Source organism: Helicobacter pylori (assembly GCF_011175115.1).
Lineage (GTDB): Bacteria > Campylobacterota > Campylobacteria > Campylobacterales > Helicobacteraceae > Helicobacter > Helicobacter pylori_DF.
On the sequence record NZ_SHOW01000002.1, the window covers coordinates 146,144 to 156,617 of the forward strand.

The window sequence follows — 10,474 nt, forward strand, 5'->3', positions numbered from 1 at the left end:
AATGAAAAAAATTTTAATCACTTTATTATTAGGAGTTTTTATGGGGTTACAAGCGAGCGCTTTGACACACCAAGAAATCAATCAAGCTAAAGTCCCTGTGATTTATGAAGAAAACCATTTGTTGCCTATGGGGTTTATCCATTTAGCTTTTAGGGGGGGCGGGAGCTTAAGCGATAAAAACCAATTAGGTTTAGCAAAACTATTCGCGCAAATTTTAAACGAAGGCACTAAAGAGCTTGGTGCGGTGGGATTTGCACAAGCGTTAGAGCAAAAAGCGATCAGTTTGAATGTGGATACCAGTGCAGAAGATTTGCAAATCACTTTAGAATTTTTAAAAGAATACGAAGATGAAGCCATCATGCGCTTAAAAGAGCTTTTAAAATCCCCTAACTTCACGCAAAACGCTTTAGAAAAAGTCAAAACCAGAATGTTAGCCCAACTTTTACAAAAAGAAAGCGACTTTGATTATTTGGCTAAACTGACTTTAAAACAAGAGCTTTTTGCTAACACCCCTTTAGCTAACGCAGCTTTAGGCACTAAAGAGAGTCTTCAAAAAATCAAGCTAGACGATTTGAAACAGCAATTTGATAAGGTTTTTGAACTCAATAAACTCGTGGTGGTGCTTGGGGGCGATTTGAAAATCAATCAAACCCTTAAGCGTTTAGATAACGCTCTTAATTTCTTGCCGCAAGGTAAAGCGTATAATGAACCTTATTTTGAAACGAGCGATCAAAAGAGCGAAAAAATCCTCTATAAAGACACCGAACAGGCTTTCGTGTATTTTGGCGCGCCCTTTAAAATCAAGGATTTAAAACAGGATTTAGCGAAATCTAAAGTCATGATGTTTGTGCTTGGGGGAGGGTTTGGCTCTCGTTTGATGGAAAAAATCAGGGTTCAAGAGGGCTTGGCTTATAGCGTGTATATCCGTTCCAATTTTTCTAAAGTGGCGCATTTTGCAAGCGGGTATTTGCAAACCAAGCTCAGCACTCAAGCTAAAAGCGTTGCCTTAGTTAAAAAAATAGTCAAAGAATTTATAGAAAAAGGCATGACGCAACAAGAATTAGACGACGCTAAAAAGTTTTTACTAGGCTCTGAGCCTTTAAGGAATGAAACGATCTCTAGCCGCTTGAACACCACTTACAATTATTTTTATTTGGATTTGCCTTTAAATTTCAACCAAACGCTGCTGGATCAAATCCAAAAAATGAGTTTGAAAGAGATCAATGATTTCATTAAAGAGCACACCGAAATCAACGACTTGACTTTTGCCATTGTGAGCAACAAAAAGAAGGACAAATGATGCCATTTGAAGCTGTAATCGGGCTAGAAGTCCATGTCCAACTCAACACTAAAACCAAAATCTTTTGCTCTTGCTCTACAAGCTTTGGAGAATCCCCTAATTCTAACACATGCCCTGTGTGTTTGGGCTTACCGGGAGCTTTGCCGGTATTGAATAAAGAAGTGGTTAAAAAAGCCATCCAATTAGGCACAGCCATTGAAGCCAACATCAACCAATATTCCATTTTTGCAAGGAAAAATTATTTTTACCCTGATTTGCCTAAGGCTTATCAAATTTCGCAGTTTGAAGTCCCCATTGTGAGCGATGGGAAATTAGAGATTGACACTAAAGAGGGCGCAAAAATCGTGCGTATTGAAAGAGCCCACATGGAAGAAGACGCCGGTAAAAATATCCATGAGGGCAGTTATTCTTTAGTGGATTTGAACCGCGCTTGCACCCCTTTATTAGAAATTGTCAGCAAGCCGGACATGAAAAATAGTGAAGAAGCCATAGCGTATTTGAAAAAGCTCCATGCTATCGTGCGTTTTATAGGGATTTCTGATGCGAACATGCAAGAGGGGAATTTCAGGTGCGATGCGAATGTGTCCATCAGACCCAAAGGTGATGAAAAGCTTTACACGAGGGTGGAGATTAAAAACCTAAATAGCTTTAGATTCATCGCTAAAGCGATTGAATACGAGATAGAGCGCCAAAGCGCGGCGTGGGAAAGCGGGCGTTATAATGAAGAGGTGGTTCAAGAAACGCGCCTTTTTGACACCGCCAAAGGGATCACCCTTTCTATGCGCAATAAAGAAGAGTCAGCGGATTACCGCTATTTTAAAGATCCGGATTTGTATCCTGTTTTTATTGATGAGAAGCTTTTAAAAGAAGCTCAAAAGATCAATGAATTGCCGGGTGCGAAAAAAATCCGCTACATGAAAGATTTTAACCTTAAAGAAGACGATGCGAATTTATTGGTGAGCGATCCTTTATTGGCGGAGTATTTTGAAAGCATGCTCCATCTTGGGGTTAAGGCTAAAACGAGCGTAACATGGCTTTGCGTGGAATTATTAGGGCGCTTGAAAGCCGAAACCACTTTAGAAAATTGCGGAGTTAGCGCTCATGCGTTAGGCGCTTTAGCCAAACGCATTGATGAGGGCAAGATTTCGGGCAAGAGCGCTAAAGACGTGTTAGACAAGCTTTTAGAAGAGCAAGGGGGCGATGTGGATGCGCTCATTGAACAAATGGGCTTGTCTCAAGTCAATGACACAGAAGCGATTGTTAAAGTTATAGAAGAGGTGCTTAAAAACAACGCCGATAAGGTGCTTGAATACAAAAGCGGTAAGGACAAGCTTTTTGGGTTTTTTGTAGGGCAAGCGATGAAAAATCTAAAAGGCGCTAATCCTAGCGTGGTGAATGCTATTTTGAAAGAGAAATTGGGTTGATGAGGAAAATTTTTTCTTATGTTTTGAAGGCTTTGTTGTTTATTGGGATCGTTTATGCAGAGCCGGAATCTAAAGTAGAAGCCTTAGAAGGGAGGAAGCAAGAGTCTTCTTTGGATAAAAAAATCCGCCAAGAATTGAAGAATAAGGATTTGAAAAATAAAAAAGAAGAAAAGAAAAACCCCGAAGAAAAGAAAGAAACAAAAGCCAAAAGAAAACCCAGAGCAGAAGTCCATCATGGGGATACCAAAAATCCCACTCCAAAGATCACGCCTCCTAAAATCAAAGGGAGTAGTAAGGGCGTTCAAAATCAAGGCGTTCAAAGCAACGCGCCAAAACCTGAAAAAAAAGAGACAACCCCTCAAGCTACTGAAAGAAATAAGGAAACAAGCCCTAGCTCTCAATTCAATTCCATTTTTGGTAATCCTAATAACGCTACCAACAACACCCTTGAAGATAAGGTCGTAGGGGGCATTTCATTGCTTGTTAATGGCTCGCCTATCACGCTGTATCAAATCCAAGAAGAGCAAGAAAAATCTAAAGTGAGTAAGGCTCAAGCTAGGGATCGTTTGATTGCGGAACGCATTAAAAACCAAGAAATTGAGCGCTTGAAAATCCATGTAGATGATGACAAGCTAGACCAAGAAATGGCGATGATGGCGCAACAACAAGGCATGGATTTGGATCATTTCAAACAAATGCTTATGGCTGAGGGGCATTATAAACTCTATAGGGATCAGCTTAAGGAGCATTTAGAAATGCAAGAATTGTTGCGTAATATCTTACTCACCAATGTGGATACCAGCTCTGAAACCAAAATGCGCGAGTATTACAACAAACACAAGGAGCAATTCAGTATCCCCACAGAAATAGAAACCGTGCGCTACACTTCCACCAATCAAGAAGATTTAGAAAGGGCTATGGCAGACCCTAATTTGGAAATTCCAGGGGTGAGTAAGGCTAATGAAAAAATAGAGATGAAAACCCTAAACCCCCAAATCGCTCAAGTCTTTATTTCGCATGAGCAAGGCTCTTTTACGCCCGTTATGAATGGGGGTGGGGGGCAGTTTATCACCTTTTATATCAAGGAAAAAAAGGGTAAAAATGAAGTGAGTTTCAGCCAGGCCAAGCAATTCATCGCCCAAAAATTAGTGGAAGAATCTAAAGATAAGATTTTAGAAGAGCATTTTGAAAAATTGCGCGTTAAGTCTAGGATTGTGATGATTAGAGAGTGATTTTTAGATTGTGCAACACTTCAATTTCCTCTATAAAGATTCTTTATTTTCTATCGCTTTATTCACTTTCATTATCGCTCTTGTCATTCTATTAGAACAGGCTAGGGCGTATTTCACCCGAAAGAGAAACAAAAAATTTTTACAAAAATTCGCCCAAAATCAAAACGCTTACGCGAGCAGTGAGAATTTAGACGAACTTTTAAAGCATGCCAAAATTTCCAGTTTGATGTTTTTAGCCAGGGCGTATTCTAAAATCGCTGACATAGAAATGAGTATTGAAATCTTAAAAGGGCTTTTGAATCGCCCCCTAAAAGATGAAGAAAAAATCGCTGTTTTAGATTTATTAGCTGAAAATTATTTTAGTGTGGGGTATTTGCAAAAAACAAAAGACACCGTGAAAGAAATTTTGCGCTTTTCCCCAAGGAATGTGGGAGCGTTGTTGAAACTTTTGCATGCGTATGAATTAGAAAAAGATTATTCAAAGGCTTTAGAGACTCTGGAATGTTTGGAAGAATTAGAAGTGCCTGAAATTGAAACGATTAAAAATTACCTCTATTTAATGCATTTAATAGAGAATAAGGAAGAGGCGGCTAAAATCTTGCATGTTTCAAAAGCGTCGTTAGATTTGAAAAAAATCGCTTTAAATCACTTAAAATCGCATGATGAAAAGCTTTTTTGGCAAGAAATTGATGCCACCAAACGGCTAGAAAATGTGATCGATCTTTTATGGGATATGAATATCCCTGTTTTTATTTTAGAAAAACATGCCCTTTTGCAAGACATCGCGCGATCTCAAGGGCTGCTTTTGGACAACAAACCTTGCCAAATTTTTGAATTAGAGGTTTTACGTGCTCTATTAAATAGCCCTATGAAAGCGCGTCTGACTTTTGAATACCGCTGCAAGCATTGCAAACAAATCTTTCCTTTTGAAAGCCATAGATGCCCTGTGTGTTACCAGTTAGCGTTTATGGATATGGTGCTTAAAATCTCTAAAAAAACGCATGCTATGGGAGTGGATTAAGATGCAAGAAATTGAAATTTTTTGCGATGGTTCTTCTTTGGGTAATCCTGGGCCAGGTGGGTATGCGGCGATTTTACGCTATAAAGATAAAGAAAAAATCATCAGTGGGGGCGAAAATTTCACCACGAATAACCGCATGGAATTAAGAGCGCTCAATGAAGCCTTAAAAATTTTGAAACGCCCATGCCATATCACGCTTTATAGCGATTCGCAATACGTGTGCCAAGCGATCAATGTGTGGCTAGCTAACTGGCAAAAAAAGAATTTTTCTAAAGTTAAAAATGTGGATTTATGGAAAGAATTTTTAAAAGTCTCTAAAGGGCATTTGATTGTGGCTGTTTGGATCAAGGGGCATAACGGGCATGCCGAGAATGAACGATGCGACAGCCTCGCTAAATTAGAGGCGCAAAAACGGGTCAAAACGACCACTTAAAGGGAAACATGATGAAAAACAAACGCTCTCAAAATAGCCCTTATGTAACGCTAGAAAAAGCTTTAGGGTATTCTTTTAAAGACAAGCGTTTATTGGAACAAGCCTTAACGCATAAATCATGCAAGCTCGCTTTAAACAATGAACGCTTGGAATTTTTGGGCGATGCGGTGTTGGGTTTGGTGATAGGGGAGTTGCTATACCATAAATTCTACCAATACGATGAGGGCAAACTCTCTAAATTAAGGGCTTCTATTGTGAGCGCGCATGGTTTTACTAAATTAGCGAAAGCGATCGCTTTGCAAGATTATTTGCGCGTTTCTTCTTCTGAAGAAATTTCTAATGGGAGAGAAAAACCCTCCATTTTATCAAGCGCTTTTGAGGCTTTAATGGCTGGGGTGTATTTAGAAGCGGGGTTAGCTAAGGTGCGTAAAATCATACAAAAATTACTCAATCGCGCTTACAAGCGTTTGGATCTGGAGCATTTGTTCATGGACTATAAAACCGCTTTGCAGGAATTGACCCAAGCGCAATTTTGCGTGATCCCCACTTACCAATTACTCCAAGAAAAAGGCCCCGATCACCATAAAGAATTTGAAATGGCTCTATACATTCAAGATAAAATGTATGCGACCGCTAAAGGCAAAAGTAAAAAAGAAGCTGAACAGCAATGCGCTTATCAAGCGCTTCAAAAACTTAAGGAAGCCAAATGAACACTTTGGGGCGTTTTTTAAGGCTCACGACCTTTGGGGAATCGCATGGGGATGTGATAGGGGGGGTATTAGACGGCATGCCTAGCGGGATTAAAATAGACTATGAATTATTAGAAAATGAAATGAAGCGCCGCCAAGGGGGGAGGAACGTTTTCATTACGCCACGAAAAGAAGACGATAAAGTGGAAATAACAAGCGGGGTTTTTGAAGGTTTTAGCACAGGGACGCCCATAGGGTTTTTAATCCACAACCAAAGGGCTAGGAGCAAGGATTACGATAACATTAAAAACCTTTTTAGGCCTAGCCATGCGGATTTCACTTATTTTCATAAATACGGCATCAGGGATTTTAGGGGTGGGGGGAGGAGTTCGGCCAGAGAGAGCGCTATAAGAGTGGCTGCTGGGGCGTTTGCTAAAATGCTTTTAAGAGAAATTGGCGTTGTTTGTGAAAGCGGGATTATTAAAATTGGGGGTATTGAAGCCAAAAATTACGATTTTAATCACGCCTTAAAAAGCGAGATTTTTGCCTTAGACAAAGAACAAGAAGAAGCGCAAAAAACAGCCATTCAAAACGCTATCAAAAACCACGATAGCATCGGGGGCGTGGCTTTGATTAGGGCAAGGAGCGTGAAAACCAATCAAAAACTCCCCATTGGCTTGGGTCAAGGGCTATACGCTAAATTGGATGCTAAAATCGCTGAAGCGATGATGGGGCTTAACGGGGTGAAAGCGGTTGAAATAGGCAAGGGGGTAGAAAGCTCTTTACTAAAAGGCTCAGAGTATAACGATTTAATGAGTCAAAAAGGGTTTTTGAGCAATCATAGCGGAGGGGTTTTAGGGGGCATGAGCAATGGGGAAGAGATTATTGTTAGAGTGCATTTCAAACCCACGCCAAGCATTTTCCAACCTCAACAAACCATAGACATTAATAATAACGAATGCGAATGCTTGTTAAAGGGTAGGCATGATCCTTGCATTGCGATTAGAGGGAGCGTGGTGTGTGAGAGTTTGCTTTCGTTGGTGTTAGCCGATATGGTATTACTCAATTTGACTTCAAAAATAGAGTATTTAAAAACGATTTATAATGAGAATTAAACGAAATTGGATACAATCAGCTTAAAAAGGATATAAAAGTGGAAAAATTACCTAAAAAACGAGTTTCTAAAACCAAATCACAAAAACTTATCCATAGCCTAACCACCCAAAAAAACAGAGCCTTTCTCAAAAAAATCAGCGCTAATGAAATGCTTTTAGAATTAGAAAAAGGGGCGTTCAAAAAAAATGAAGCCTACTTTATTTCTGATGAAGAAGATAAAAATTATGTTTTAGTGCCGGACAATGTGATTTCTCTTTTGGCAGAAAACGCCAGAAAGGCTTTTGAAGCCAGGCTTAGGGCGGAATTAGAAAGGGATATTATCACCCAAGCGCCGATTGATTTTGAAGACGTGCGCGAAGTTTCCTTACAATTGTTAGAAAATTTACGCCAAAAAGACGGGAATTTGCCCAATATCAACACCCTAAATTTTGTCAAACAAATCAAAAAAGAACACCCTAATTTATTCTTTAATTTTGACAACATGTTCAAACAGCCCCCTTTTAATGAGAATAATTTTGAAAATTTTGACAATAGCGATGAGGAAAATTTTTAATGCAAACCATTGATTTTGAAAAATTTTCACAATATTCCAAGCCCGGCCCACGATACACCAGCTACCCCACAGCGGTGGAATTTAAAGAAAATTTTAATGAAGAGAGCTTGAAAACGGCGTTTTTTAACCATGACAACCTCAAAAACCCCATGCCTTTATCGCTTTATACGCATTTGCCTTTTTGCAGGAGCGCGTGTTATTTTTGCGCATGTTCAGTCATTTACACCAGTTTAGAAGAGAAAAAAGTCCGCTATATCAGCTACCTTAAAAAAGAACTCGCCCTTTTAAAAAACGCCATGGACACTAACAGAGAAGTGGTGCAATTCCACTATGGAGGCGGCACGCCGACCTTTTTTTCGCCCATTCAATTAGATGAAATCACGCAAAGCATTCAAGAAGTTTTCCCCAATTTCAGCCAAGATATTGAAATGAGTTGTGAGATTGACCCTAGGCATTTCACTAAAGAACACATGCAAACCTTGTTTGATAGGGGGTTTAACCGCTTGAGTTTTGGGGTGCAGGATTTTGATTTTGAAGTCCAAAAAGCCATTCATAGGATCCAGCCTTTTGAAATGGTTCAAGAATCCGTGAAGCTCGCTAGAGATTACGGCATCAAATCCATTAATTTTGATTTGATTTATGGCTTACCCAACCAGACTAAAGAGAGTTTTTTAAAAACTTTGGAATGGGTTTTGAAATTGGATCCGGACCGGTTAGCGGTGTTTAATTACGCACATGTGCCTTGGGTGAAAAAAACGATGCGTAAAATTGATGAAACCTTATTGCCAAGCCCTAGAGACAAGCTAGAGATTTTGGAATCTCTCATTAGTTTTTTAGAAAAAGCCAATTACCAAATGATAGGCATGGATCATTTCGCTAAAAGCGATAATGAATTGTATCTGGCCCTTCAAAAAGCGGAGTTACGCCGTAATTTTCAAGGCTATACCACGAAAAAATTCACCCAAACCATTGGCATTGGCGTTACAAGCATTGGCGAAGGGAGCGATTATTACACGCAAAATTATAAAGACTTGCACCACTATGAAAAAGCCCTTGATTTGGGGCATTTACCGGTAGAAAGGGGTGTAGCGCTCAGTCAAGAAGATGCGTTGAGAAAAGAAGTGATCATGCAGATGATGAGCAATTTAAAATTGGATTACTCTAAGATTGAAGAAAAATTTTCTGTTGATTTTAAAGCGCATTTTAAAAAAGAATTAGAAAAATTAAAGCCTTATGAAGAAGCGGGCTTGCTTTCTTTCAATTCTAAAGGCTTTGAGATGACAAGAACAGGGGGCATGCTCGTAAGAAACATGGCCATGGAGTTTGACGCGTATTTGCGTGGGGGCGAAAAACATTTCAGTAAAACGCTATGAATGAAAATGTTAATGAAAATATTTTTGAAGAAGTAGGGGACGCTTGCGTTAAATGCGCTAAATGCGTGCCAGGCTGCACCATATATCGCATTCATAAAGACGAGGCGACTTCGCCTAGAGGCTTTTTAGATTTGATGCACCTAAACGCTCAAAACAAGCTCCAATTAGACACGAATTTAAAACACCTTTTAGAAACTTGTTTTTTATGCACCGCTTGCGTGGAAATTTGCCCTTTTCATTTGCCCATAGACACCTTAATAGAAAAAGCCAGAGAAAAAATCGCTCAAAAGCATGGCATCGCTTGGTATAAAAAATCCTATTTTTCCCTTTTAAAAAACCGCAAAAAAATGGATAGAGTGTTTTCAACTGCGCATTTTTTAGCCCCTTGTATCTTCAAGCAAGTAGGGGATAGTTTAGAGCCTAGGGCGGTGTTTAAAGGCTTGTTCAAACGCTTTAAAAAAAGCGCTCTGCCTCCCTTAAATCAAAAAAGTTTCTTACAAAAGCACACAGAGGTTAAGCCTTTAGAAAACCCCATTCAAAAAGTGGCGATCTTTATAGGGTGCTTGAGCAATTACCATTACCAGCAAGTGGGGGAAAGCTTGTTGTATATTTTAGAAAAGCTCAACATTCAAGCGATCATCCCTAAGCAAGAATGCTGTGCAGCGCCTGCGTATTTTACCGGCGATAAAGACACCACGCTTTTTTTAGTGAAAAAAAACATAGAATGTTTTGAAAGCTATTTAGATAAAGTGGATGCGATCATCGTGCCTGAAGCCACATGCGCTAGCATGCTTATCAATGATTATTACAAGGTGTTTTTAGGCGAAACAGATAGGGATTTGTATGTGAAGCGCTTGGAAAAGATCACGCCTAAAATCTATCTTGCGAGCGTGTTTTTAGAGAAACACACCCCTTTAAAAAGTCTTTTAGAAAAAATCCCTAAGGGAAAAAAAGAGGCTATCACTTATCATAACCCTTGCCATGCCAAAAAAACCCTAAACGCCCATAAAGAAGTGCGAAATTTGCTCAATTCGCATTATGAAATTAAAGAAATGCCGGACAATTGCTGCGGTTTTGGGGGGATTACAATGCAAACCGAAAAGGCGGAGTTTTCTTTAAAAGTGGGGCTTCTCAGGGCTAAAGAAATCATGGACACCAAAGCTAGAATTTTGAGCGCAGAATGCGGGGCATGCCACATGCAATTAAACAACGCTCTAAAGTCTTTAGACGACCCTAACACCCCCTCTTTTTCACACCCTTTAGAACTCATCGCTAAAGCTTTAAAAAGCGCTGAATAGAGGTTAAAAAGCGCTTAAAGGCATTTTTAACAATT

The 10,474-nt window shown here is 39.5% G+C and carries 9 protein-coding genes and 1 pseudogene; all 10 read left to right on the top strand.

What is annotated here, in order from left to right; genetic code table 11:
• The first annotated feature begins 1 nt into the window (after nucleotide 1).
• Nucleotides 2–1,300 (top strand): M16 family metallopeptidase, encoded by a 1,299-nt coding sequence (locus tag EXS92_RS03830; RefSeq protein ID WP_165515626.1) that lies wholly within the window; start codon nucleotides 2–4, stop codon nucleotides 1,298–1,300.
• Entirely contained in the window at nucleotides 1,300–2,724 is a 1,425-nt protein-coding gene (gatB, locus tag EXS92_RS03835) for an Asp-tRNA(Asn)/Glu-tRNA(Gln) amidotransferase subunit GatB (RefSeq protein ID WP_207633371.1), read from the top strand. The genes EXS92_RS03830 and gatB overlap by 1 nt, the downstream gene beginning before the upstream one ends.
• Nucleotides 2,724–3,956, top strand: a complete 1,233-nt coding sequence (locus tag EXS92_RS03840) for a SurA N-terminal domain-containing protein (protein WP_165515628.1) — start codon at nucleotides 2,724–2,726, stop codon at nucleotides 3,954–3,956. The genes gatB and EXS92_RS03840 overlap by 1 nt, the downstream gene beginning before the upstream one ends.
• A gap of 10 nt (nucleotides 3,957–3,966) precedes the next feature.
• On the top strand, nucleotides 3,967–4,977 hold the full coding sequence (locus EXS92_RS03845; protein WP_165515629.1) for a tetratricopeptide repeat protein: 1,011 nt from the start codon (nucleotides 3,967–3,969) through the stop codon (nucleotides 4,975–4,977).
• A gap of 1 nt (nucleotide 4,978) precedes the next feature.
• Nucleotides 4,979–5,447: pseudogene (rnhA, locus tag EXS92_RS03850) on the top strand (ribonuclease HI).
• Entirely contained in the window at nucleotides 5,422–6,120 is a 699-nt protein-coding gene (gene rnc, locus EXS92_RS03855) for a ribonuclease III (protein ID WP_165515630.1), read from the top strand. Before rnhA ends, rnc begins: the two are co-directional and overlap by 26 nt.
• Nucleotides 6,117–7,214 carry a chorismate synthase gene (gene aroC / locus EXS92_RS03860; RefSeq protein ID WP_165515631.1) on the top strand — a complete coding sequence of 366 codons (1,098 nt, stop codon included), beginning with the start codon at nucleotides 6,117–6,119 and terminating at the stop codon, nucleotides 7,212–7,214. The genes rnc and aroC overlap by 4 nt, the downstream gene beginning before the upstream one ends.
• A gap of 38 nt (nucleotides 7,215–7,252) precedes the next feature.
• Nucleotides 7,253–7,768 (top strand): DUF2603 domain-containing protein, encoded by a 516-nt coding sequence (locus EXS92_RS03865; RefSeq protein WP_000413462.1) that lies wholly within the window; start codon nucleotides 7,253–7,255, stop codon nucleotides 7,766–7,768.
• On the top strand, nucleotides 7,768–9,141 hold the full coding sequence (gene hemN, locus EXS92_RS03870) for an oxygen-independent coproporphyrinogen III oxidase (RefSeq protein ID WP_165515632.1): 1,374 nt from the start codon (nucleotides 7,768–7,770) through the stop codon (nucleotides 9,139–9,141). The genes EXS92_RS03865 and hemN overlap by 1 nt, the downstream gene beginning before the upstream one ends.
• The gene (locus EXS92_RS03875; protein ID WP_165513304.1) at nucleotides 9,138–10,439 is read left to right on the top strand and encodes a (Fe-S)-binding protein; all 1,302 of its coding nucleotides are present in this window, start codon (nucleotides 9,138–9,140) and stop codon (nucleotides 10,437–10,439) included. The genes hemN and EXS92_RS03875 overlap by 4 nt, the downstream gene beginning before the upstream one ends.
• The last annotated feature ends 35 nt before the right edge of the window (nucleotides 10,440–10,474 follow it).